Genomic DNA, 24,191 nt, shown 5'->3' with positions numbered 1-24,191 from the left:
ACAAGGCCTCCTCCTTCATTAAAAGTAAATAGCTAGTACTAATTTAGCATTTTTTACAAAAGTTTTCCACAGAAAGAAAAGAAAAAAATTTTTTATAACAATTATCCACATTATCCAGAAGAAAAAAAAGAAGAAAAACACAGAGAGGAAAAAAAGATATCCACAAGAGTAATCAACAGGTGGATAAGTGGTGTAAAACTAGAGATTTACCCAGTGGGTTGTGGATAAAAAAAGTAATAATGACAATACTTACAGAAATCAATGCACAGGAATTTATGAAGTTGTGGATTACTTATTTTCAGGTGTTTATTCTGTGTAAAAACTAAGGGTAAATTACTGTGGAAAACTTCTGTGTATAACTTTATCCACATTGAAAACACAGCGCGAAAAATACCGTTGTGGATAAAATGAGAGAATTATTTTCGAATAAAAGCTTTTTTTTATATTGACAAATCACCTAAGTACTCGTTATACTATCAAAGTATGTCTGTGTTTAATTCATGTACATGTAGATAAGAATTTCTGGAGGTGGAACAAGATGAAAAGAACATACCAACCAAATAAACGTAAACGTCAAAAAGTTCACGGATTCCGTAAACGTATGAGTACTAAAAATGGACGTCGTGTTTTAGCTAGCCGTCGTCGTAAAGGAAGAAAAGTTCTTTCAGCTTAGACCACTGGGGTTACAGTGGTTTTTTTTATGCCCTTTTTTAGAGGAAAAGGTGAAAGACTTATAGGAAATATGGTATGATTGGGAGCGTAAGTGAGAGATAGAAAAGGAAAGAAAACGAATGAAAAAAGCGTATCGAGTGAAAAAAGAACGAGAGTTCCAAGCGGTGTTTCAAACCGGCGCTTCCTTTGCTAACCGTAAGTTTGTCGTGTACCGTTTAGAAAAGAAGGAACAACCGCATTTTCGTGTTGGCTTATCTGTAGGTAAGAAAGTCGGAAACGCTGTATGTCGCAATGAAGTAAAACGAAAAATCCGTGCGGCGATCTATTCATTGAAAGAAGAGATCGAGCCGGAATTAGATTTTATTGTGATTGCTAGACCAAGCATCAAAGGACTGACTTACGATGAGATTCGCTCCAACTTAGTCCATGTCTTAAAGCTTGCAAAAATAATCGACAGAGAGGAAAAGAGTAAGTGAAGAAATACAAACGTTTACTTTTGATGGCCGGACTTGTCGGTCTGATCATCGTCTTATCCGGTTGTGGAACTGGAGAAGTCAGCGCACAAAGTACAGGAATTTGGGATCGCTACATTGTTTATTATTTTGCAGAAGCGATTAAAGCATTGTCATTTGGAAATGTTGGGATCGGGATCATTTTATTCACGATCATCATTCGCGTAATTTTATTACCATTAATGCATTTCCAAACAAAAAGTATGCGTAAGACCCAAGAACTTCAACCAAAACTAAAAGCGATCCAACAAGAATATAGTTCAAAAGATCCTGAAACACAAAGTAAGTTAAGAGAAGCACAACAACGGTTATATGCTGAAAATGGTGTAAATCCATATGCAGGTTGTTTGCCTTTATTAGTACAAATGCCAATCTTAATGGCTTTATGGCAATCAATTTCTCGTGTTCCTGCGTTGAGTCAAGGTCACTTCTTATGGTTGAACCTAGGGAACGCTGACCCAACCTTTATTTTACCAGTGTTGGCTGCCATCTTTACATTTGCAAGTACGTATTTATCAAGCATGAGCCAAGTGGAATCGAATGCTTCATTGAAAGTCATGAATTTTGCGATGCCAGTGATGATCTTAGTTATGGGGGTCAATTTAGCCAGTGGACTTTCACTATACTGGGTAGTATCAAATGCTTTCCAAGTGTTCCAAACACTATTGATCAATAATCCATTTAAAATCAAACGTGAGCGTGAAGAAGAAGCACAACGTATCCGTGAAAAAGAACGTGCTTTGCGTAAGGCACAAAGTCCTAAGAAAAAACGTAAAAAATAAGGGAGGGAATGCAAATGCCGATTTATGAAGCTGCAACCGTAGATGAAGCTGTTGAAATTGGATTGAATGAGTTAGGACTAGCAAAAGAGCAAGTCGCTATTGAGATACTTGATGAAGGAAAAAAAGGATTTCTCGGAATGGGAAAAAGAAATGCCAAACTTTCAATCGAACCGAATATCAGCGAAGTTGTCTCTGAAACGATTGAAGAAACCGTAGAAGAAGTGTTGGAAGAAACATCTGTTCAAACAGAAAATACGGGTGAAATCGAACCTGAGGACTTGATTGAAGAAAAAAGTGAATTAGGTGACGACGCAGCTTTATCGGAATTAGCAACCTATCTCACTGAGATCTCCCAGCAACTAAATGCACCAGCTGTAGTAAAAATGACAAGAGAAGCGAATTTGATCGTCTTCCATTTAGAAACGGATAAACAAGGTCTGTTGATCGGCAAACATGGAAAAACGTTAAATGCTTTGCAATATTTGGCGCAAGTGTTCATTCATCGAGTAGCCGGTAATAAACTCTCTGTCGTGGTAAACGTAGGCAACTATCGTGAAAAACGACAAGAGATCATCCAACGTTTAGCTGAGCGCACCGCAGAAAAAGTCTTGCGTACAGGACAGCCTGTATTTTTAGAACCGATGCCTGCGTTTGAACGCAAACAAATTCACGCGGCGTTAAGTAAACATGACGGAGTACAAACCCACTCAGAAGGTGATGAACCATATCGTTACTTAGTTGTCGAACCAGCCAAATAGCGATTACGAAGAGAAGAACCCAAAATCTTGCGATCAGATTGACAAACTTTTCCAAACAAAGTATATTTTATTAGAAATCATTCTTATCGGAGTATACGATGGTAGTCTTTACTTTGGTAGAAAAAACGTGCAGGGCGAAAGCTCTGCACGTTTTTTTGTGATTAGCCAATCGTTGTCTGGACAAATTGGATCACGGTACCGTAAGCAAAAAGTTCGATGATCTGTTTGCCATCTCGGGGTTTTTGTTGATATTCAAAGTGACAATTGATGACTGCATTTGCGCCATAATCTAGCACTTTCTTTTTTAATTTTTGTTTTGTTGTCAAGAACATGTCATCACTATTGAATGTAGGGTCGAATAAGTCCCCTTCGATACATTCTGCGACAAATACGATATCTCTGACGATATATTTTTGATTGATATTCCCTGTCGATAACACCACTTCATTGATTCGTGGATCATCTACTCCGTCTACTGCACTAGGCTTAAATTGGGCCATAATTTTTGCTCCTTTCGGTAAAGAAAAAGTATGTAGGTACCGCTACCATTTAAGTGTAACGTTTTTTGCCACAAAGATAAAGGTATAAGAGTAGATTTACTTCTATAGAGTGTTATCTGATGGGACATCCAGTCAAAAGGCACCTGTGCAGAAAAAGTTTAAGAATGATTCGTTACTCTCTTAAAAATAAACAAAAAAGCTTGATTACTAGAATTAGATATGATAGTCTATGACCAGAATTTAAACAGAACAAGCAGTCAAAGTGCGAAGTTCACCATTTATTGCAAAGGGTGAAGTGGGCACTTTTTTTGTGCGTAAAATGAAAAAGGAAGTGAAAAAATGGCTGAAATAACCTTAGAATTTGATACGATTGCAGCAATCTCTACACCACCGGGTGAAGGGGCGATAAGTATTGTGCGATTAAGCGGTGATCAAGCGCTGACCATTGCCAATAAAGTCTATCAAAGTGGCAATAAACAGTTGTTAGATGTTCCTAGTCATACGATTCACTATGGGCATATCGTCGATCCCAAAAGTGAACAATTAGTCGATGAAGTCATGGTATCCGTCATGCGCGCACCACGAACATTTACCCGAGAAGATGTTGTAGAAATCAATTGTCATGGGGGCATCGTTGTCGTCAATCAAATTTTACAGCTTCTATTAAGAGAAGGCGCACGTTTAGCAGAGCCAGGAGAATTTACAAAGCGTGCCTTTCTAAATGGACGTGTTGATTTATCCCAAGCTGAAGCAGTCATGGATCTGATCCGTGCGAAAACAGACAAGGCGATGGGTGTCGCGTTGAACCAATTAGATGGGAATCTGTCTGCATTGATCCGTTCCCTTCGACAAGAGATTTTAGAGACATTAGCACAAGTGGAAGTGAATATCGACTACCCTGAATATGATGATGTTGAAGAATTGACGACAAAACTTCTATTAGAAAAAGCGCAGATGATCCAACAACGTATTGAAGTTCTTTTAGCGACATCACAACAAGGCAAGGTCTTGCGAGAAGGGTTAAGTACGGCGATTATTGGTCGCCCCAATGTTGGGAAATCAAGCTTACTGAACCATTTATTACGAGAAGAAAAAGCCATCGTAACGGATATTGCGGGAACGACAAGAGATGTGATTGAAGAATACGTCAATGTTCGTGGCGTACCGTTGAAACTAATCGACACAGCTGGTATTCGGGAAACAGAAGATATCGTGGAACAAATCGGTGTGGCTCGTAGTCGTAAAGCCTTGGCAGAATCTGAATTGATCTTACTTGTCTTGAATCAAAGCGAGCCGCTGACGATTGAAGATGAACAGTTGTTGGAAGCAACAAAAGGATTGAAACGGATTATTCTATTGAATAAAACTGATTTACCGAAACAATTAGAGGAAGACAAGCTTTTATCATTGATCGAGGATGAACCAGTATTCGCTGTTTCGGTTGCCAATAATGAAGGATTGGACCGATTAGAAACGGCCATCTCTGAGTTGTTCTTTGGTGGGCAAACTGGTGAAAGAGATGCAACTTATGTATCCAATACCCGTCATATTGCCTTGCTCGAAAAAGCGGCCATCTCTTTACAAGAAGTGATCGCAGGAATCGATGCGGGTATGCCTGTTGATCTCGTTCAAATGGATATGACTCGCTGCTGGGATTACCTTGGTGAAGTTGTAGGAGATAGTGTTCAAGATGAATTGATCACACAATTGTTTAGTCAATTTTGTCTTGGAAAATAAAGGAGGAACAGTTCTTGAATCAATATCAAGCAGAAGAATATGATGTGATCGTTGTCGGTGCAGGACATGCTGGTTCAGAAGCCGCTTTGGCTGCTGCACGCATGGGGACAAAAACGTTACTGTTAACGATCAATTTAGATATGGTAGCATTTATGCCATGTAACCCTTCCGTCGGTGGTCCAGCCAAAGGCGTTGTCGTACGTGAAATTGATGCACTAGGCGGCGAAATGGGTAAAAATATTGATAAGACATACATTCAAATGAGAATGTTGAACACTGGGAAGGGACCTGCTGTTCGAGCGTTACGTGCGCAAGCAGATAAGCATGCCTACGCCAGTGAAATGAAACATACGATTGAAAAAGAAGAGAATTTGACATTAAGACAAGGAATCGTTGAAGAATTGATCGTTGAAGATGGGGTTTGTCGTGGTGTAGTGACTTCAACTGGTGCAAGTTATCGTTCAAAAGCAGTCGTTATCACTGCGGGTACCGCATTACGTGGTGAGATTATTATCGGTGAATTAAAATATTCGTCTGGTCCGAATAACTCACAACCATCAATTGGTTTAGCCAATCACTTAAAAGAATTAGGTTTTGCCATTGATCGTTTTAAAACCGGAACGCCTCCACGTGTGAAATCAAGTACGATCGATTACTCTGTCACAGAAGAACAACCGGGAGACAAGGAGCCAAATCATTTTAGCTTTGCCACACCGGACAGTGCCTATAACTTAGAACAAGAACCTTGTTGGTTGACTTATACAGGTGAAACGACCCATCAAATCATTCGTGATAATCTTCACCGCGCACCAATGTTTACAGGAATCGTTGAAGGCGTCGGCGCACGTTACTGTCCTTCAATTGAAGACAAAATCGTCCGTTTTGCAGACAAACCACGTCATCAACTCTTTTTAGAACCAGAAGGATTGAATACAGAAGAAGTGTATGTTCAAGGGCTTTCAACTTCACTTCCAGAAGACGTCCAAGTGGATATGTTGCATTCGATTGCTGGATTAGAAAAAGCAGAAATGATGCGTACGGGCTATGCCATTGAGTACGATGTGGTCGAACCACACCAGTTGCGTCCAACATTAGAAACGAAAGTCGTAGAAAATCTTTATACGGCCGGTCAAACCAATGGGACAAGTGGATATGAAGAAGCAGCGGGACAAGGGCTGATTGCAGGAATCAATGCAGCGTTGAAGGTTCAAGGAAAAGAGCCATTAGTCATCAAACGTAGTGACGGCTATATCGGTGTCATGATCGATGATTTAGTCACAAAAGGAACGAATGAACCTTATCGCTTACTGACATCCCGGGCAGAATATCGTTTACTTCTTCGTCATGATAATGCTGATCTACGTTTAACGGAAATGGGTCACCAGATCGGTTTAGTAAAAGAAGATCAATACGCTGCTTACTTGAAAAAGAAAGCAGCAGTTGAACAAGAAATCAAACGTTTGATGAACGTTCGTATCAAACCGACAGCAGAAGTCCAAGCCTTTTTAGCAGAATTAAATGCTGCACCATTAAAAGATGGTGTGCTAGCAAGTGATTTCTTGCGTCGTCCAGAAATCACCTATGCCGATCTATTACGATTTATTCCAGAAAATGCGGAGTTAACACGTAAAGAAATCGAACAAGTTGAAATTCAACTAAAATACGAAGGATACATCAAAAAAGCATTAGAAAAAGTAGAAAAACTAAAACGGATGGAAGCCAAACGCATCCCAGAAAACATTGACTACGCTGCGATCAACGGATTAGCAACGGAAGCAAAACAAAAGCTTCAAAAAATCCGTCCAGAAACCATCGCACAAGCAAGCCGCATCAGCGGTGTCAATCCAGCAGACCTAAGCATCTTGATGGTCTACATCGAACAAGGGAAGATTGCGAAAGTGGAAGTGTAGAACCTTGGTACTAAAGGATTTGTGTGAATAAACGAATCCTTTAAATACCAACTGACTACGTTTTTGACTACGTTTCTCAACCGTTCATGTAAGAAAAGAACAAATTAATCGTTTCTTCTTGCCGATTTTTCGATACTTGAATATAGATGTCCATGGTTGTTTTAGAAGAAGAATGTCCTAGTCTATCTTGTACATCTTTTATCTGTGCACCAGCCTCAAAGAGCAAGGTAGCATGGGTCTTTCTAAAACCGTGGACTTTGATTATTTTCATATTTAAGGAACTTCCTAGCTACTTTATCAAGGTAACCTTTGTAGTGGAAGTTCCTTTTTTTGTTAGCTTTTATTGCATATTCACATTTCTATTAACTGTGAATGAGCTAATTGGGTGTATTTTTATGAGTTTTCAGATACGCCTTAATAAATAAAAAAATAATGATGGATAATTTTACAATACAGGTGCTAACTGACCAATGATGACATGACTACATTGTAAAGGAGTAAAGCCGAATGCTATAATATTCTAACAATTTAAATCTAAAGGAGTTGTAGTGAGTGGTAGAAAAAGGAAAAAGTACTGATGGTTTAATGAGACATATTAGAAATTCACATGGAGTAGAGATCAATGGAAGCACTGAGAAACAAGCACTATTAAACATGGGATATTATCATGGCTACAAGGCGAGTAGATACATAAAAAAGAGTTCTAATTTACAAAATTATAATAATTTTCAGGAAGTGAAAGCTATCTATGATTTTGATATAGAAGTAAAAACGATATTTTATCCATTACTAGTACGAATTGAAACCTCATTAAAAAATCGTTTAATTGATTATTTAGTTAAGGATAACAATTCTGATATGGAAAGTATTTATCAAAATAAATTAAATGATTATGAGGCAAAACCTGTAGGGAATAAAGAATATAAAAAATATTTAAATAAAAAATTGGAGTTACGTAACAAAATAGACAGTACTATTGCGTATAACTACTCTAAAGGACATCCATGTATTCAGCATTTTTTCCATAGCAGTAAACCACTTCCATTATGGGCATACTTTGAAGTAATAACTATGGGTGAGTTTGGAAATTTTATCTCTTGTATGAATATTTCATATAGAATTGAATTTACTCAAGATATGAATATGCATCATACTGGTTTTAATCAGAATGGTAGAATGTTAGAAAATATAATTTTCTGTTTAACAGGTATTAGAAATGCAACAATGCATAATTCTATGATTTTTGATTGCAGATTTAACAACAGCAACTTTTCTTCTCAACTTATAAAATATTTAGAAAATTCTACAGGGATTAAAAACATTGATTTTGAAAGCATAGTAGATTTTTTAGTGTTGCTTATATTTTTAATGAAGAAGCAATATACAACAAAAACAGAACTGAGCCGTGTGGTATCACAGTTTGATAAAAAGAGAGAACTTCTATATGCCTCTATTCCAATGAAAGCCTACAGTGAAATACTAGGAACAGATGCTAGAAAGAAAATAGCGGGGCTAAAAGAGTATATTTCAAATGGTTAGAATTTTTTTGCTTTACTCTGTATATTGCTCGTGGTATCATGAGTATACTAAATAGCGGTGTATTACTTCGGTATGCACCTAAAAAAGTCGGATGCGTCCGGCTTTTTTGTTTGACCTAGGCAAAATCGTGAAAGTGGAAATATCTGCTTAAATAAAGCACTAAATAAAAAAACAGCTGACGAATGATTAATTCGTCGGCTGTTTTTTCATTAGCAAGAACATAGAGTAAATCACTTATGTAAAAAAGAAGAAACCTGAATATCCCATCGACTGATCAGCCACCTATTTATACATGCACCAATAAGAAACCCACAAGTATTTACAAAAACATCCCCTAAATCAAAGATGCCTAGGTAAAAGAAATATTGAATCCATTCAATGCCTATGACAGATGAAATGACTAAGATAGTATTCTTCCAACTTAATGGTAAAAACCAGCCTAGAGGTAGAAACAATAAAATATTAAACAGAACAATCATTGGATCACCATAAATCAAATCCTTCACCCATGAAAATAATTGAAATTCTACACCTCGTATCCCGATATTTTTTAAGAAAAGTAAATAAATGAGAAAGGTGATGTAGAGTAAAGAAAAAAAGATCAGCCATTCCCAATAAATGTTTCTTGTGAAAGCACAGTGAAGACTGACATAAAGGAATAACGTAATGATTATCACTAAGAAGAAAGGAAACCAGAAGTCGACAGGGCCAGATGGTGGAAAAAGCGTAATAGAATAATAATAGAGATAACGCATGAAAAACCATCGAGAAAAAAGTAGGCAAGAAAGTAGCATTAAAAATTTAAAAAATAACAATTTTATTTTTATTTCGATCTAAAAAACCTCCTTATTTTTGTTATAATAAATTGAGATGAGCTGTATAGATGAACATACGTCACAACACTTGTCTTTCTCTCTATAAGTATACATAAAATAACTTGATATTGAAATGTGATCGCAGAATAAAATGAAGTATACGTATCTTATTGTGAAGCATTGACAAAAATAGTAGCTAACTGAAAGGAGGATCTATGAAAAAACGGCATTGGTTAGGTGTGTTAGTAATCATTATTTTAGGAGGAGTCGGAGGGAAGATGCATATGGATAAAAGGGAAGAAGATCACCAAGAATTGCTGGAAATACAGAAAGATCTGGCGAATTATGTGTACAATAACTATCGAATTTATACGAGAGATAGTGAGAAACAAAAGGAAATCGTAGAAGAATATCAAAAAGAAGAAGGAATAACAACGGAAGAATATTTAGAAAAAATGTTGAGTATCAGAGAGTATTCGGATATTGAGAAGATAGAATTTACTGGATATTCGGTTAGTCCGATGAATTCATTAGTCATCTATTTCACAGTTAATGATGTTTATCAAGAAGAAGTATTGTTAAACACAAGATCTGCAGAAACAGATAAGTTTATTTACAGAATAACTAGTGGCAGAGGTCAAGGACCTTATTTTATTAATGAAAGAAAGGAAGAAAAAGGGATTGATATCTCAGATGATCAAATTGTTTATTATACAGGAGGAATAAATTAATGGATCAAAATAGATACTTATCTGAATTTATATATCAATTAGAAAGTGGCAAGGTAAATTATGGCGATAAACCTCTTGGAACAAACCATATCGTTATAGGAACTTTAAATACAGATAAAGATAAAATAGGTAATGAATCTAAACCAAAGAAAAACAGTACGCAGGCAATGGTTGTTGCTGAACTTAAGGATCGGTATAAGACATTTGATGATGAAGAGCTAAAGAAAGTCAATGGCTTCCCCGACTCCGTCATCACCAAAAACCTGACGATTGCCTATGCTGGCACGACTTCGCTCAAAGATTGGCATACTAACCTTGAGGAAATTGGTCGAAGTAATAAACATCCAGATGGCGCATTTGTCTCCGCTTTAAACTATGCCCGTGAAATTGAAAAGCAGTATCCCAAATCAGCTGGCTATACGATCTCAACGACAGGGCACTCATTAGGTGGCGCTAAAGCTCTTTTTGTCGCAGGGCTCAATGGTTATGACAGTGTGACGTACGGCGCGGCCGGACCAGGGCTTGCACAAGCATTATTTGATAATCACAACGGTACCCTGATCAATATCTACGACACTTCGGATGTCGTCACGAGTGGGCTTTTCACTGGTGGGAAAGGGATGCTTCCAATCAATAGTTTTGGAATCGACAATTCGGGCTGGGAAACATTTGGACATTCGCTGGATCAATTCAGAACAGATGAAGAGGGAAATTATATCGATAAGCATGGCCAGATCATTGTATACGTAGATGGTAAAGGTTCAAATCAAAGAATTCTTGACATTAAAAGAGTTACGGCAGAAGCTGACTGCAAGTGGCGACGGACTTTCTCGGTCAGAAAAAATTTATTTAGAGGATAGCCAAGCATTAACTGTAGTACAGACAGTAGCAAGTAAATTTGATGAGGCAATGGGAAATGTTCGTGTGATTTACCAAAACGGGATCACCGAGTTGGAAGACTTATGGAATGACTGGTTGGGGAGAATACGTAATTATACGCCCCATTTGACCTATAACGAGGTGATTGAAACATTAGCCGAAGTTGGTTGTACGAAATGGGAGATCGTCGATGAACCGACACAGGAATTTAGAGATAAGATCCGCCAAATTGATCAGATGTCAGAACAGTTTCAAACACTCGCCGATGAAATTACCCAAAAAATCAATGAAATGGTGGCACGTGACAAAGAATTAGCGAATCAATTGTTCTAACACTTGCTATAAAAGTGAACGATCGATAAAAGCCCAATTGAGAAGTGACTGTTGTCTAACTAAATAATAGAAAATAAAGGAGTGTGAGCAATGGGCAGAACACTCTTTTTGTGTTGTCCGGGGGTTGATTATTTTTTTATTTTAGAAGTAGGATTTACATACTTCCAAATTTGGCATAACCTCCTTTAAATTTATATATAGAAAGATTGCAACTCGACTCATTTTGCGTTAAAGTAGGAAGAGATTCTGTGAAACAATTAGCTGTTTCACAATGAAAGGACAAATTATGACACCAGAAGAATTTCGCCAAGTCTTGGCAGAAAAAGACATTCATTTATCGGATAAGCAAATGGCGCAGTTTGACCGTTATTTTCATTTATTAGTGGAGTGGAATGAAAAAATGAATTTGACGGCGATCACTGATCGAGAAGAAGTTTACTTAAAACACTTTTATGATTCATTGACGTTGGCATTTGATGTTGATTTTTCAAATGGCCTGACTTTATGTGACGTCGGCTCAGGAGCTGGGTTCCCAAGTATTCCTTTAAAAATTGCTTTTCCTGAGTTACAAATAACGATTGTTGATTCCTTGAATAAGCGAATCACTTTTTTAACTGAGTTAACGAATCAATTAGAAATCGATGCGTCTCTTTACCATGATCGTGCAGAAACATTTGGACAAAATCCGCAATTCCGTGCATCATTTGATTTTGTGACTGCTCGTGCAGTGGCACGTTTGAATGTATTGACGGAACTGTGTTTACCATTAGTGAAACAAGAGGGTTATTTCTATGCACTGAAAGCTGCGAAAAGTGAAGAAGAATTGGCAGAAGCGAAACCAGCGATTGCGCAATTAGGTGGTAAATTTATTGGTGAGCAAGCAATCGAACTACCTAAAATCTCGGACAAACGCCACATTCTGATCATACAGAAAAAGAAACCAACACCGAAGAAGTATCCAAGAAAACCTGGGTTGCCGAATAAGCAACCAATCAAGTAGGAGGAGAAGAGATGGCACAAATTATATCCGTTGCAAATCAAAAAGGCGGCGTTGGTAAAACAACGACAACTGTAAATCTAGGTGCTTGTTTAGCAAGTTTAGGTAAACAAGTGTTGCTAGTAGATATGGATGCACAAGGAAATGCCACTAGCGGAGTAGGCATTCGTAAACCTGATGTGACACAAGATATTTATGATGTATTAGTCAATGAGTTACCAATTGCTGAAGCGACAATTGCTACTGAACATGAAAACTTGAGTATTGTGCCTGCCACTCTTCAATTAGCGGGAGCGGAGATTGAATTAACCTCAATGATGGCAAGAGAATCACGTTTAAAAAGTTCACTGGCTGAAGTCAACGATCAGTATGACTACATTTTAATTGATTGCCCGCCATCTTTAGGTCATCTAACCATCAACTCATTTACTGCAAGTGATTCGATTTTAATCCCTGTGCAGTGTGAGTACTATGCGTTAGAAGGGTTAAGTCAACTACTGAATACTGTTCGCTTGGTACAAAAACACTTCAACCCTGAATTGGAAATCGAAGGGGTATTATTGACGATGTATGACGCTCGAACGAATCTAGGGAATGAAGTGGTAGAAGAAGTACGGAAGTATTTCCGTGAAAAAGTGTATGACACAGTGATTCCTCGAAACATTCGTTTGTCAGAAGCACCAAGTCATGGAAAACCTATCATTGATTATGATCCGCGTTCCAGAGGCGCTGAAGTGTATCAAGCATTAGCAAAGGAAGTGGTCGATCGTGAAGAAAAGTAAAGGACTAGGTCGGGGAATCGACGCGCTGTTTCAAGATTTGGAAAATTTAGAAACAGTCAACGTGAAAGATGAAACTGTTATTCAGTTGCCACTAAACGAATTGCGTCCTAATCCGTATCAACCACGTAAAACATTTGAAGAAGTATCATTGCAAGAATTAGCGAACTCGATCGAGTACTCCGGTGTCTTTCAACCGATCATTGTTCGTCGTTCGTCGGTGAAAGGGTATGAGATCATCGCAGGTGAACGTCGTTTCCGAGCGTCTAAGTTAGCTGGCAAAGAAACAATTCCTGCAATTGTCAGGGATTTCGACGAAGAAGCGATGATGCAAGTTGCAGTTTTAGAAAACTTACAACGTGAAGACTTGAATCCTTTAGAAGAAGCAGAAGCTTATGAGATGTTGATGAAGAACTTAAAGTTGACACAAGCTGAAGTCGCAAGTCGTTTAGGGAAAAGTCGTCCTTATATCGCAAACTATTTGCGTTTATTGACATTGCCTGATTTAGTGAAAGAAATGGTCCAAGATCAACGATTATCTATGGGACAAGCTCGTACGTTACTTGGATTAAAAAATAAACAATTGATATTAAAATTAGCCAATCGTGTCGTCACAGAAAATCTAACGGTTCGACAATTAGAGCAGATCGTTTCCGAGCTGAATCAAAATGATGGGCAAGAAAAGAAAAAAATTCCACGTTTAGCGAAGGAAAAACCGTATTATATCCGTGAGAGTGAAGATCGCTTGATGGATAAATTTGGAACAAGTGTCGCCATCCAAGAAAAGAATGGGAAAGGTAAAATCGAAATCGAATATCTTTCACAAAATGATTTAACTAGAATTCTTGATATTCTAAATATTCAATTTGATGAAGAATAAACAGAGGGAGGCTATGTTATGTACGACTTACATGATATCGTAGAAATGAAAAAACCTCATGCTTGTCAAACGAACCGTTGGGAAATCATCCGAATGGGCGCTGATATCAAAATCAAATGTATGAATTGCGGTCATATCGTGATGATGACCCGTCGAGAATTTGAGAAAAAAATGAAAAAAGTACTTGAAAAAAATGTAGAGAAAGAGTGAATGAATTTATGGCATTAACTGCTGGAATTGTGGGTTTACCCAACGTAGGAAAATCAACTTTGTTCAATGCAATTACAAAGGCGGGAGCAGAGGCTGCCAACTATCCTTTTGCGACTATTGATCCAAATATTGGAATGGTTGAAGTACCTGATTGGCGTTTACAACGTTTAACAGAATTAGTAAAACCAAAGAAAACTGTACCAACAACCTTTGAATTTACAGACATTGCTGGAATCGTTAAGGGTGCAAGTAAAGGTGAAGGATTAGGAAACCAATTTTTAAGTCATATTCGCCAAGTAGATGCAATCTGTCATGTCGTTCGTTGTTTTGATGATGACAACATCACACACGTAGAAGGACGCGTCGATCCTTTAGCAGATATTGATACGATCAATTTAGAGCTTGTCTTAGCAGATTTAGAGTCAGTGACGAAGCGCTATACACGTGTGGCAAAAATTGCAAAAACAAAAGATAAAGATGCAGTCGCTGAATTAGCGGTGTTGGAGAAAATCAAACCAGTATTAGAAGATGGACGTTCAGCACGTTCGATCGAATTTACAGAAGAAGAACAAAAAATCGTTAAATCTTTATTCTTGTTAACAACTAAACCGATCTTGTATGTTGCGAATGTGGCAGAAGATGAAGTAGCAAATGCAGATGCGAATGAATATGTTCAAGCAGTCCGCAATTTTGCTGCAGAAGAAAACGCAGAAGTTATTGTCGTTAGCGCCAGAGCAGAAGAAGAAATTGCTGAGCTGGACGACGAAGATAAAGCAGAGTTTCTTGAAGCATTAGGCATTGAAGAGTCAGGGTTGGATCAATTGATTCGTGCGGCGTATGACCTATTAGGATTAGCAACATACTTTACAGCAGGTGAACAAGAAGTTCGTGCGTGGACGTTCAAAAAAGGAATCAAAGCGCCACAAGCTGCAGGAATCATCCATACCGATTTTGAACGTGGCTTTATCCGTGCAGAAACAGTCTCATTTGAAGATTTAGACCAATACGGAACGATGCACGCAGCGAAAGAAGCAGGACGTGTACGATTAGAAGGGAAAGACTATGTCGTTCAAGATGGCGACGTTATGTTATTCCGTTTTAATGTATAAAAAGGCTATCATACGGTGTATGTGATATGTTAAAATGTCTTTTGTGACAACCGTCAGCGTCTAAGGAGGACTGTAAAATAATGGAAGCAGAACAGTTACGCGAAATCGTAAAAGAAAATGCGCAGTTAGAAGAACAACTAACAAAACGTAATCAACAATATATTTTTGACTTAAAGAAGTCGCTAGAAGCAGCGAATTTATCAGAAGAAGAAAAAGTAACGGCTTTGCATGAGATGTTACCCGTTTTAGTATCCGAACAAAAAGGTGGGAAAACAGCCCGCCAATTATTTGGAACGGTATCTGAAAGAACAGAAGCAATCATCAATAAACCGGTCGAAGTAAAAACTTCTTCGACGCCAACGTTGATGTGGTTGGACAATACATTGCTCTTACTGGGATTATTGAGTGTCATGATCGCAATCACTGGATTGTTTTCACGTGAAACAACGCCTGCTTATGGAATCACCACACTTGTACTAGGTTCAGCTATTGGTGGATGGGTCTTTTACTTGATGTACAAGTATATTTACCAGTACGAGTATCCAGGTGCTGATCGCAGTAAAAAACCAGGAATGGGTAAAACCTTGTTGATTCTAGGTGGAACGACATTGATCTGGGTCATTGCTTTTTCAGCAACAACCTTATTGCCACCAATTGTTAACCCATTATTAGATCCAGTGGTGATCATCATCATCGGTGCAGCGGCTCTTGCGTTGCGTTACTACTTAAAGAAAAAATATGGCATCGTTGGGAGTCTTTCTGTTCCAAGAAGATAGTTCATTGGACCTAGAAATTATGTGACTTACGAGAAGATAAATAAAAAAAGAATGTGCAGCGTCATGCTGGCACATTCTTTTTTTTATCTTCTATCCATCTCACAAAGGCAATCATGAGATTGAAAGATTATTTTTTATTATTATAAAAAATAGTGTTACTATCAAAGAAAAGAGACAATCACTGATATTAAAAAACATGTTGAGCAAGATAGTTAAACGAGGAGGGGTGAATGAATATGAAAAAAGTCAAATGGATATTTACTATCAATGCTGACGGAGTGCCTCTGTTTGGTTATGCCGGAATCAAAACTGGACAATTTATTCTTGGGCATGGAAGAAAGTTTCAAAAAGAAATGCGGTCTGTTTTAGGGCCAGAAATCGAGCTGGATTTCATTAGCTATAATACAAGAAAGCCGGAGACACTAACTGCTGATTTATTTGTGTATACAGATGTCGATGAAAAGTATCTTGACGAAGAGACGAAGAAAAAAGGCTTAAGCATTCCCTATAAACTATATTATTTGAATGAGATTGAAAAGATCAAAGAATCGATCGAAGCAAATGTTTAAAAAGTGAATCGCATCTTTTCTTTCTTGAAGTGTACTCGTTTCAGTTTAGTAAAAATATTGAGTAAGAAAAAAGAACGTGCAGTGTAAGACGAAAGCGCTAACTAACATTTGATTTTGATCAAATATTAGGAGACGCTTCATTATACTAGTACGCTCTTTTTTTAGGATTCACTGAGTAGTTCCTTAGAAAAAACAAGGGATTAGTAGAAGTTGTTGACTTACAAAAGAAAATCGATTATTTTAGTAGATAAACTAAACAAGAGGAGTGGTACTAAAAATGTCCAACTGGGAAACAAAGTTCACGAAAAAAGGATTTACTTTTGATGATGTCTTATTGATACCAGCAGAAAGTCACGTGTTACCAAACGAAGTGGATATGAGTGTACAATTAGCAAAAAATATCAAATTGAATATTCCTATCATCAGTGCAAGTATGGATACAGTTACTGACAGCAAAATGGCGATTGCTATGGCAAGACAGGGTGGCCTAGGTGTCATCCATAAAAACATGACAATCAGCGAACAAGCAGATGAAGTACGTAAAGTGAAACGTTCTGAAAGTGGCGTAATCATTGACCCATTCTTCTTGACACCACAACACTTGGTCGCAGACGCTGAAGAATTGATGAGCAGATACCGTATCAGTGGTGTGCCAATCGTTGAAACATTGGAAAACCGCAAATTAGTAGGAATCATTACAAACCGTGATATGCGTTTTGTTACAGACTTCCATATCGAAATCAGTGAAGTCATGACAAAAGAAAACTTAGTAACAGCCCCAGTAGGCACTTCTCTAAAAGATGCAGAAAAAATCTTACAACAACATAAAATCGAAAAACTACCGATCGTTGATGATGCAGGCCGATTAAGTGGTTTGATCACGATCAAAGATATCGAAAAAGTGATCGAGTTTCCAAATGCAGCAAAAGATGAACATGGTCGTTTGTTGGTAGCTGCCGCAGTTGGTGTCACTAGCGACACATTTGAACGTGCACAAGCTTTACTTGATGCTGGCGCAGATGCCATTGTCATTGATACGGCGCATGGACATAGCGCAGGTGTGATCCGTAAAATCCAAGAAATTCGTACCACATTTAAAGATGCAACATTGATTGCTGGTAATGTAGCAACAGCAGAAGCAACAAAAGCTTTATACGATGTAGGTGTTGACGTGGTGAAAGTAGGTATCGGACCAGGTTCGATTTGTACGACACGTGTGGTTGCTGGTGTGGGTGTTCCTCAATTAACAGCTATTTACGATGCAGCTTCAGTTGCACGCCAATATGGAAAAACCATTATTGCAGATGGTGGGATTAAATATTCTGGTGATATCGTCAAAGCTTTAGCAGCGGGTGGACATGCGGTCATGTTAGGTAGTATGTTGGCAGGTACTGATGAATCTCCAGGTGAATTTGAAATCTATCAAGGTCGTCGTTTCAAGACGTACCGTGGAATGGGCTCATTAGGCGCCATGGAAAAAGGCTCAAAAGACCGTTACTTCCAAGGTGGCACGAATGAAGCCAATAAGTTAGTGCCAGAAGGTATTGAAGGCCGCGTAGCGTACAAAGGAAGCGTGGCAGACATTCTCTTCCAAATGATTGGTGGTTTAAAATCAGGGATGGGTTATGTTGGATCAGCAAACCTAAAACAATTAAGAGATGATGCACAGTTCATTCAAATGAGTGGCAGTGGGCTGAAAGAATCTCATCCGCATGATGTACAAATTACGAAAGAAGCACCAAACTATTCTGTAGAATCATAATCAAACTTTTTGATCATAAAAAAGCAGCTAAGCAATTCGTGCCAACGAATCACTTAGCTGCTTTATTGTTTATTTGATTACTTTTAGGTTCCCCATGTAAGGCACGAGTACTTCTGGAACTGTGACTGAACCATCTTCATTTTGATAGTTTTCAAGGATGGCAGCAACCGTACGGCCAACTGCTAAACCAGAACCATTTAATGTATGTGCATAATGGATTTTTCCATCAGCATCTCGGTAACGGATCATCGCACGGCGCGCTTGGAAATCTTCACAGTTTGAGCAAGAACTGATTTCACGATACGTATCTTGTGCAGGGATCCATACTTCTAAATCGTACGTTTTCGCTGCTGAGAAGCCCATATCTCCAGTTGATAATGTCATAACACGGTAAGGTAAATGTAGTTTCTTCAAAATGTCCTCTGCGTCAGCGGTCATTTTTTCAAGTTCTTCATATGAATGTTCTGCATCAGCGAATTTCACCATTTCTACTTTATTGAACTGATGAAGACGAATCAATCCACGAGTATCACGACCGGCACTACCTGCTTCTGAACGGAATGCTGGGCTAAGTGCAGTGAAGTAAACAGGTAAATCTTCTTTTGCTAAGATTTCATTGCTGTAGTAGTTTGTTAAAGGAACTTCGGCTGTTGGGATCAAGGTTAAATCTGTATCAGCTAATTGGAAAACATCTTCTTTAAATTTAGGAAATTGACCAGTACCAAACATGGCTTGGCTGTTGACAGCGTAAGGTGTCATCATTTCAGTATAGCCATGTTCATAGACGTGTTGATCTAACATAAAATTATAAAGGGCACGTTCTAAGCGAGCACCTAATCCTTTATAGTAAACAAAGCGGCTTCCTGATACTTTTGCCCCACGTTCAAAATCAAGAATACCTAGATTTTCAGCAATTTCCCAGTGAGGTTTTGGTTCAAAAGCAAATTGACGAGGTTCACTCCAACGACGAGCTTCCACGTTATCCTCTTCATCTTTACCCACCGGCACAGTGTCATGAGGCAAATTTGGGAGAGTTGTAGCGATTTGTTGTAATTTTTCATCAACTTGTGCAACTTCTTCATCTAGTGCTTTGATTTTCCCACCGACTTCTTTCATTTCAGCGATCTTCGCAGTTGCATCTTCTTTATTACGCTTTAATTGGGCAATTTCAGCAGATACATCATTACGATATTTTTTCAATTCTTCACTTTCAACCAACAATTTTCTACGAGATTCATCTAACTCCACAAACTCCGCTAAGATTTCTTTTTTAACGCCACGTGACGTTAATTTTTCTTGTACATAATCAACATTTTGACGGATCATTTTAATATCTAACATTTCTTTTCCTCCTTTTTTGTATAAAAAAAACCAGCTCATCCAAAGAAATATCTTGGGACGAACTGGTTTGAGTTTCGCGGTACCACCCAAGTTCAGTCTACTGAGACTGCACTTGTAAACAGATAACGGCTGTTACCGACCTTTCTTATTTCGAAAGGCACAATAGGTGAACTGGAACTTCGAAATTATTTTTTACTGATTTGCACCAACCATCAGCTCTCTTGAAAAAAATAAAATGTACTGGGTTCACTGTTTTCTTTTATTTGTATCCTAAGAATAGCGAAAAATTTAGTTTCCGTCAATATGTTCTGTCAGATTGCCGACTAACTTTTCATTTTTTTTAAGCGGGAAATGCATGATAAAAGACGTCCAATCTTGATCTGACTTCGCATAGATATAGCCACCATGTAATGCTACGATACTTTGTGCAATGGCTAGACCAAGCCCTGTTCCGCCAGTTTCTTGTGAACGGGATTCTTCCACGCGGTAAAATCGATCAAATAGATTGTCAATGGCTTGTTGGGGAATCATGGTACCATTGTTTTTGACAACAACGATGACTTCTGAACCAAGTTGTTCAATTTCAATGATGATTTTAGTAGCTCCTTTGCCATATTTTAGGGCATTCGTTAATAAATTATTGAATACGCGAACTAACTTTTCGGTATCACCATCCATGATCAGTGAATTGATTGGAGATTCAACAAAAATTTGGATATCCTTTTTAGAAGCTTCTAGTTCAAAATCAGCTGCTAATTGTTCAATCAATTGGATCAAATCAAATGCAGAAAAATTCACAGGAACCGCCGGCTGACGTACCTTGGTATACTCGAACAGATCTTCTACCAATGATTTCATTTGTTTTGCTTTGACATAAGCAGTATGGGTATATTTCAACAGATCTTCTTCTGTTTGGTACTGACCATCTTCAATAAGGCCTAAATAGCCAATAATTGATGTTAAAGGTGTGCGAATATCATGACTGACGTTTGTAATCAGTTCGTCTTTTGATTTTTCAATTTTACGTTCATCTTCAATCGCCGCCACCGTACTATCCACTAAGCCATTGATACTTTTGACTACACGACTAAGATCGCCACTTAATTCGAAAGGGATACGATGGTCATAATTGCCATTAGCGATATAATGCAATTCGCTAATAATATGTCGTAATTGCATTTGTCGGTAGCGACGAATCAATCGCCAGTATAATACACCAACATCTAATAGAAAGAAAACAGGAAAAATAAAGTTTCGACCATTCCAAAACAAATCACTATCTAAACGCTGGGCAAAAATATTTTTAGAATCCCAAATAGCATTTGTCAAAGAAGGTGAACTACTGATGATCGAACTGATAATGACCAACATCGCTACATTCAATAGAAGCAGAAGGATGATCGTAATGATTCCTTCTGCTAATAATTCACTGATTTCTTTAGATGTCAGATTGATCCGGCGTCGTTTTTCGATCACTTTTTTATCTTGCATCAATTTTATAGCCCACTCCCCAAACGGTTTGAATGACTTTTTCTCCACCTGTTGCTTCTTCGATCTTGTCTCTTAAATGACTAACATGAACCATTACTGTTTTAGCAGAGACAATACTTTCTTGTTTCCAGACACGCTCAAAGATTTCATCTGCACTGAATACATGGTTAGGATGACTTGCAAGAAGATATAGAATACCAAATTCTAAGGCAGTCAGTTGGATTTCTTTTCCATCGATTGTTTTGACTTCATGTGAGTCTTTATTGATGATCAAGGCATTTACTTCTAGGACATCTGGTTGATCCGGCGTCACTTGCATTTTTGTGCGACGTAACAAAGATTTCACACGAGCCATTACCTCAAGAGGATTAAATGGTTTCGTCACATAATCATCTGCACCAGCAACTAACCCTTTGATTTTATCCATATCAGTCGTTTTCGCTGTTAACATAATGATAGGGATTTGTGATTCTTTTCTTAATTCTTTGACCACTTGCATGCCATCCATTTCAGGCATCATGATGTCTAGAATAAGTAATTCAATATCAGGGATTGTTCGTACTTTTGATAATGCTTCTTTTCCATCATAGGCTTTTACTGCTTCGTAGCCTTCATTGTGTACGTAGATACTAAGTAATTCAACAATTTCCTTGTCGTCATCTGCGATTAATATTTTCATAAATAGATCCTCCATCGATTAATGTGTTTACTCTTAATATTTTAGCAAAAAAAAAGATAAATAGATAAAAGCAGCGCTTTGTTAAGGAAAATTTTAGAAGAAGAGGGGGGAGAAGGGGGGAAATCTAAGATAAAAGAGGAGTCAAAAATAGAAAGTGATTTAAATCAAGGAGAAACATCATTTAAACGAAGTAATAAATTGAGAACACTTACACAATAATAGTAAGAAAAAAGAAATTTGATCAAACAAATGAAAAGATGAACATTATCATAGTGAAACTAGTTTAAATAGGAGAAAAAACACGTAAAAAACGAATGATTTTGTGCTTCCTGTTTTTAATGATCGACTCTCTTAAAAATGTTGATAAATCAGCCTTTTTTTAGTTGACTTTCAAAATTGATGTTGGTATATTATTATTTGTTCGAAAGAACGGAAAACAAACAAATCGATTCTTAAAATTAGTGATTGACATGTTTGTTGACACATGATAAGATAACGAAGTTGCTTTTGGGTGATTCACTGATTGAAGTTAGTTTCGCAAAGAAAAAGACAAAAAAAGTGATTGACAAATAACAAACAACAAGTTATTATAAGTGAGTTGCTAAAACGACCTCGTGAAAAAAGAGTTCGAAAAACTTTTAAAAAATAGTTGACAATCATTTGAGAGTTTGCTAAGATATAAAAGTTGCTACGGCAATCACAAACGATAAGTCGAGACAGTTGTGTTTCACTTATCACGTAGACCTTTGAAAACTGAACAAAGTAAGACAAACCAAATGTGTAGGGCGTCTTGATTCAATTCAAGACAACAAACATTTTTAACAAGCAAGCAATATGCTAGCAAACAATTGAGCTTAACAATCGAAAGATTGTTCTAACTTTTATTTATGAGAGTTTGATCCTGGCTCAGGACGAACGCTGGCGGCGTGCCTAATACATGCAAGTCGAACGCTTCTTTTCCCACCGGAGCTTGCTCCACCGGGAAAAGAGGAGTGGCGAACGGGTGAGTAACACGTGGGTAACCTGCCCATCAGAAGGGGATAACACTTGGAAACAGGTGCTAATACCGTATAACAATCGAAACCGCATGGTTTCGTTTTGAAAGGCGCTTTACGGTGCCGCTGATGGATGGACCCGCGGTGCATTAGCTAGTTGGTGAGGTAACGGCTCACCAAGGCCACGATGCATAGCCGACCTGAGAGGGTGATCGGCCACATTGGGACTGAGACACGGCCCAAACTCCTACGGGAGGCAGCAGTAGGGAATCTTCGGCAATGGACGAAAGTCTGACCGAGCAACGCCCCGTGAGTGAAGAAGGTTTTCGGATCGTAAAACTCTGTTGTTAGAGAAGAACAAGGGTGAGAGTAACTGTTCACCCCTTGACGGTATCTAACCAGAAAGCCACGGCTAACTACGTGCCAGCAGCCGCGGTAATACGTAGGTGGCAAGCGTTGTCCGGATTTATTGGGCGTAAAGCGAGCGCAGGCGGTTTCTTAAGTCTGATGTGAAAGCCCCCGGCTCAACCGGGGAGGGTCATTGGAAACTGGGAGACTTGAGTGCAGAAGAGGAGAGTGGAATTCCATGTGTAGCGGTGAAATGCGTAGATATATGGAGGAACACCAGTGGCGAAGGCGGCTCTCTGGTCTGTAACTGACGCTGAGGCTCGAAAGCGTGGGGAGCAAACAGGATTAGATACCCTGGTAGTCCACGCCGTAAACGATGAGTGCTAAGTGTTGGAGGGTTTCCGCCCTTCAGTGCTGCAGCTAACGCATTAAGCACTCCGCCTGGGGAGTACGACCGCAAGGTTGAAACTCAAAGGAATTGACGGGGGCCCGCACAAGCGGTGGAGCATGTGGTTTAATTCGAAGCAACGCGAAGAACCTTACCAGGTCTTGACATCCTTTGACCACTCTAGAGATAGAGCTTCCCCTTCGGGGGCAAAGTGACAGGTGGTGCATGGTTGTCGTCAGCTCGTGTCGTGAGATGTTGGGTTAAGTCCCGCAACGAGCGCAACCCTTATTGTTAGTTGCCATCATTTAGTTGGGCACTCTAGCAAGACTGCCGGTGACAAACCGGAGGAAGGTGGGGATGACGTCAAATCATCATGCCCCTTATGACCTGGGCTACACACGTGCTACAATGGGAAGTACAACGAGTCGCGAAGTCGCGAGGCTAAGCTAATCTCTTAAAGCTTCTCTCAGTTCGGATTGTAGGCTGCAACTCGCCTACATGAAGCCGGAATCGCTAGTAATCGCGGATCAGCACGCCGCGGTGAATACGTTCCCGGGCCTTGTACACACCGCCCGTCACACCACGAGAGTTTGTAACACCCGAAGTCGGTGAGGTAACCTTTTTGGAGCCAGCCGCCTAAGGTGGGATAGATGATTGGGGTGAAGTCGTAACAAGGTAGCCGTATCGGAAGGTGCGGCT

At 38.7% G+C, this 24,191-nt stretch carries 21 protein-coding genes, 1 rRNA gene, 2 pseudogenes and 1 other annotated feature (1 of these 25 cut by a window edge); of the genes and pseudogenes, 18 read left to right on the top strand and 6 right to left on the bottom strand.

The annotated features are described in order from the left end of the window. Positions 1-538: 538 nt before the first annotated feature. The 4 genes from rpmH (at position 539) to jag (ending at position 2,724) form a co-directional block, all read left to right on the top strand. Positions 539-673 carry a 50S ribosomal protein L34 gene (gene rpmH, locus IGJ00_RS15305; RefSeq protein WP_002293121.1) on the top strand — a complete coding sequence of 45 codons (135 nt, stop codon included), beginning with the start codon at positions 539-541 and terminating at the stop codon, positions 671-673. 118 nt (positions 674-791) lie between these two features. Then, positions 792-1,148, top strand: coding sequence for a ribonuclease P protein component (gene rnpA, locus IGJ00_RS15300; RefSeq protein ID WP_010734564.1), 357 nt, complete (start codon positions 792-794; stop codon positions 1,146-1,148). Continuing rightward, a complete protein-coding gene (locus tag IGJ00_RS15295) occupies positions 1,145-1,966 on the top strand; it encodes a YidC/Oxa1 family membrane protein insertase (RefSeq protein WP_010734565.1) in 822 nt (273 codons plus the stop codon). The genes rnpA and IGJ00_RS15295 overlap by 4 nt, the downstream gene beginning before the upstream one ends. 14 nt (positions 1,967-1,980) lie before the next feature. Further along, the gene (gene jag, locus IGJ00_RS15290) at positions 1,981-2,724 is read left to right on the top strand and encodes an RNA-binding cell elongation regulator Jag/EloR (RefSeq protein WP_071867655.1); all 744 of its coding nucleotides are present in this window, start codon (positions 1,981-1,983) and stop codon (positions 2,722-2,724) included. Between the two features lie 161 nt (positions 2,725-2,885). Here jag and IGJ00_RS15285 read toward each other — a convergent pair whose 3' ends face one another. Continuing rightward, the gene (locus IGJ00_RS15285) at positions 2,886-3,224 is read right to left on the bottom strand and encodes a heavy metal-binding domain-containing protein (protein ID WP_010734567.1); all 339 of its coding nucleotides are present in this window, start codon (positions 3,222-3,224) and stop codon (positions 2,886-2,888) included. A 339-nt stretch (positions 3,225-3,563) separates the two neighbouring features. On the opposite strand from IGJ00_RS15285, the gene mnmE reads away from it, so the two are divergent. Continuing rightward, entirely contained in the window at positions 3,564-4,961 is a 1,398-nt protein-coding gene (gene mnmE, locus IGJ00_RS15280; protein WP_010734568.1) for a tRNA uridine-5-carboxymethylaminomethyl(34) synthesis GTPase MnmE, read from the top strand. 14 nt (positions 4,962-4,975) lie between these two features. Then, a complete protein-coding gene (gene mnmG, locus IGJ00_RS15275) occupies positions 4,976-6,871 on the top strand; it encodes a tRNA uridine-5-carboxymethylaminomethyl(34) synthesis enzyme MnmG (RefSeq protein ID WP_071867656.1) in 1,896 nt (631 codons plus the stop codon). A gap of 76 nt (positions 6,872-6,947) precedes the next feature. Here mnmG and IGJ00_RS15270 read toward each other — a convergent pair. After that, positions 6,948-7,215 (bottom strand): annotated as a pseudogene (locus tag IGJ00_RS15270) (tyrosine-type recombinase/integrase); the annotation flags it as partial. Positions 7,216-7,423: 208 nt separating this feature from the next. Here IGJ00_RS15270 and IGJ00_RS15265 point away from each other — a divergent pair. Next, positions 7,424-8,410, top strand: coding sequence for an Abi family protein (locus tag IGJ00_RS15265; protein WP_233433743.1), 987 nt, complete (start codon positions 7,424-7,426; stop codon positions 8,408-8,410). Between the two features lie 230 nt (positions 8,411-8,640). Here the strand turns inward: IGJ00_RS15265 and IGJ00_RS15260 are convergent, their stop codons facing one another. Then, positions 8,641-9,165, bottom strand: a complete 525-nt coding sequence (locus IGJ00_RS15260; protein ID WP_071867659.1) for a VanZ family protein — start codon at positions 9,163-9,165, stop codon at positions 8,641-8,643. A 275-nt stretch (positions 9,166-9,440) separates the two neighbouring features. On the opposite strand from IGJ00_RS15260, the gene IGJ00_RS15255 reads away from it, so the two are divergent. The 10 genes and pseudogenes from IGJ00_RS15255 to guaB all read left to right on the top strand — a co-directional run bounded on the left by IGJ00_RS15255 (position 9,441) and on the right by guaB (position 18,250). After that, on the top strand, positions 9,441-9,956 hold the full coding sequence (locus IGJ00_RS15255) for a hypothetical protein (RefSeq protein WP_071867657.1): 516 nt from the start codon (positions 9,441-9,443) through the stop codon (positions 9,954-9,956). After that, positions 9,956-11,168 (top strand): annotated as a pseudogene (locus tag IGJ00_RS15250) (lipase family protein). Before IGJ00_RS15255 ends, IGJ00_RS15250 begins: the two are co-directional and overlap by 1 nt. A gap of 286 nt (positions 11,169-11,454) precedes the next feature. Further along, complete coding sequence (gene rsmG / locus IGJ00_RS15245) at positions 11,455-12,168, top strand: 16S rRNA (guanine(527)-N(7))-methyltransferase RsmG (protein ID WP_071868065.1); 714 nt, start codon at positions 11,455-11,457, stop codon at positions 12,166-12,168. An 11-nt stretch (positions 12,169-12,179) separates the two neighbouring features. Continuing rightward, entirely contained in the window at positions 12,180-12,947 is a 768-nt protein-coding gene (locus tag IGJ00_RS15240; RefSeq protein ID WP_010734578.1) for a ParA family protein, read from the top strand. After that, on the top strand, positions 12,934-13,824 hold the full coding sequence (locus IGJ00_RS15235; RefSeq protein ID WP_010734579.1) for a ParB/RepB/Spo0J family partition protein: 891 nt from the start codon (positions 12,934-12,936) through the stop codon (positions 13,822-13,824). The genes IGJ00_RS15240 and IGJ00_RS15235 overlap by 14 nt, the downstream gene beginning before the upstream one ends. 18 nt (positions 13,825-13,842) lie before the next feature. Next, positions 13,843-14,034, top strand: a complete 192-nt coding sequence (locus IGJ00_RS15230) for a DUF951 domain-containing protein (RefSeq protein ID WP_010734580.1) — start codon at positions 13,843-13,845, stop codon at positions 14,032-14,034. A gap of 8 nt (positions 14,035-14,042) precedes the next feature. Then, positions 14,043-15,143 carry a redox-regulated ATPase YchF gene (gene ychF, locus IGJ00_RS15225; RefSeq protein WP_010734581.1) on the top strand — a complete coding sequence of 367 codons (1,101 nt, stop codon included), beginning with the start codon at positions 14,043-14,045 and terminating at the stop codon, positions 15,141-15,143. Positions 15,144-15,223: 80 nt separating this feature from the next. After that, positions 15,224-15,919, top strand: coding sequence for a DUF1129 domain-containing protein (locus IGJ00_RS15220; RefSeq protein WP_019722878.1), 696 nt, complete (start codon positions 15,224-15,226; stop codon positions 15,917-15,919). 230 nt (positions 15,920-16,149) lie between these two features. After that, entirely contained in the window at positions 16,150-16,488 is a 339-nt protein-coding gene (locus tag IGJ00_RS15215) for a hypothetical protein (RefSeq protein ID WP_071868063.1), read from the top strand. 277 nt (positions 16,489-16,765) lie between these two features. Further along, positions 16,766-18,250, top strand: a complete 1,485-nt coding sequence (gene guaB, locus IGJ00_RS15210; RefSeq protein WP_010734584.1) for an IMP dehydrogenase — start codon at positions 16,766-16,768, stop codon at positions 18,248-18,250. A gap of 69 nt (positions 18,251-18,319) precedes the next feature. Here guaB and serS read toward each other — a convergent pair whose 3' ends face one another. From serS to IGJ00_RS15195, 3 genes are all read right to left on the bottom strand, one after another. Continuing rightward, entirely contained in the window at positions 18,320-19,591 is a 1,272-nt protein-coding gene (gene serS, locus IGJ00_RS15205) for a serine--tRNA ligase (protein WP_074801145.1), read from the bottom strand. 50 nt (positions 19,592-19,641) lie between these two features. Beyond that, positions 19,642-19,854: a binding site (T-box leader), on the bottom strand. A 25-nt stretch (positions 19,855-19,879) separates the two neighbouring features. Beyond that, a complete protein-coding gene (locus tag IGJ00_RS15200) occupies positions 19,880-21,085 on the bottom strand; it encodes a sensor histidine kinase (RefSeq protein WP_176285327.1) in 1,206 nt (401 codons plus the stop codon). After that, on the bottom strand, positions 21,072-21,761 hold the full coding sequence (locus tag IGJ00_RS15195) for a response regulator transcription factor (RefSeq protein ID WP_010734587.1): 690 nt from the start codon (positions 21,759-21,761) through the stop codon (positions 21,072-21,074). The genes IGJ00_RS15200 and IGJ00_RS15195 overlap by 14 nt, the downstream gene beginning before the upstream one ends. An 883-nt stretch (positions 21,762-22,644) precedes the next feature. Here IGJ00_RS15195 and IGJ00_RS15190 point away from each other — a divergent pair. After that, positions 22,645-24,191 (top strand): 16S ribosomal RNA (locus tag IGJ00_RS15190); it runs 14 nt beyond the window's last position.

Origin of the sequence: Enterococcus sp. AZ062, assembly GCF_051715065.1 — a bacterium.
In the GTDB taxonomy this organism is placed as follows: Bacteria; Bacillota; Bacilli; order Lactobacillales; family Enterococcaceae; genus Enterococcus_B; species Enterococcus_B mundtii.
The sequence above is the reverse complement of the archived record's forward strand: the minus strand, read 5'-3'. Positions and strand labels throughout refer to the sequence as shown.

Excerpts from the sequence above, each read along its gene's own strand:
- IGJ00_RS15255 (WP_071867657.1), top strand. The coding sequence starts at position 9,441 with ATGAAAAAACGGCATTGGTTAGGTGTGTTAGTAATCATTATTTTAGGA.
- IGJ00_RS15285 (WP_010734567.1), bottom strand. The coding sequence starts at position 3,224 with ATGGCCCAATTTAAGCCTAGTGCAGTAGACGGAGTAGATGATCCACGA.
- IGJ00_RS15220 (WP_019722878.1), top strand. The coding sequence starts at position 15,224 with ATGGAAGCAGAACAGTTACGCGAAATCGTAAAAGAAAATGCGCAGTTA.
- rnpA (WP_010734564.1), top strand. The coding sequence starts at position 792 with ATGAAAAAAGCGTATCGAGTGAAAAAAGAACGAGAGTTCCAAGCGGTG.
- IGJ00_RS15215 (WP_071868063.1), top strand. The coding sequence starts at position 16,150 with ATGAATATGAAAAAAGTCAAATGGATATTTACTATCAATGCTGACGGA.
- mnmE (WP_010734568.1), top strand. The coding sequence starts at position 3,564 with ATGGCTGAAATAACCTTAGAATTTGATACGATTGCAGCAATCTCTACA.
- guaB (WP_010734584.1), top strand. The coding sequence starts at position 16,766 with ATGTCCAACTGGGAAACAAAGTTCACGAAAAAAGGATTTACTTTTGAT.
- rpmH (WP_002293121.1), top strand. The coding sequence starts at position 539 with ATGAAAAGAACATACCAACCAAATAAACGTAAACGTCAAAAAGTTCAC.
- rsmG (WP_071868065.1), top strand. The coding sequence starts at position 11,455 with ATGACACCAGAAGAATTTCGCCAAGTCTTGGCAGAAAAAGACATTCAT.
- ychF (WP_010734581.1), top strand. The coding sequence starts at position 14,043 with ATGGCATTAACTGCTGGAATTGTGGGTTTACCCAACGTAGGAAAATCA.
- IGJ00_RS15240 (WP_010734578.1), top strand. The coding sequence starts at position 12,180 with ATGGCACAAATTATATCCGTTGCAAATCAAAAAGGCGGCGTTGGTAAA.
- IGJ00_RS15195 (WP_010734587.1), bottom strand. The coding sequence starts at position 21,761 with ATGAAAATATTAATCGCAGATGACGACAAGGAAATTGTTGAATTACTT.
- serS (WP_074801145.1), bottom strand. The coding sequence starts at position 19,591 with ATGTTAGATATTAAAATGATCCGTCAAAATGTTGATTATGTACAAGAA.
- IGJ00_RS15260 (WP_071867659.1), bottom strand. The coding sequence starts at position 9,165 with ATGCGTTATCTCTATTATTATTCTATTACGCTTTTTCCACCATCTGGC.
- jag (WP_071867655.1), top strand. The coding sequence starts at position 1,981 with ATGCCGATTTATGAAGCTGCAACCGTAGATGAAGCTGTTGAAATTGGA.
- IGJ00_RS15230 (WP_010734580.1), top strand. The coding sequence starts at position 13,843 with ATGTACGACTTACATGATATCGTAGAAATGAAAAAACCTCATGCTTGT.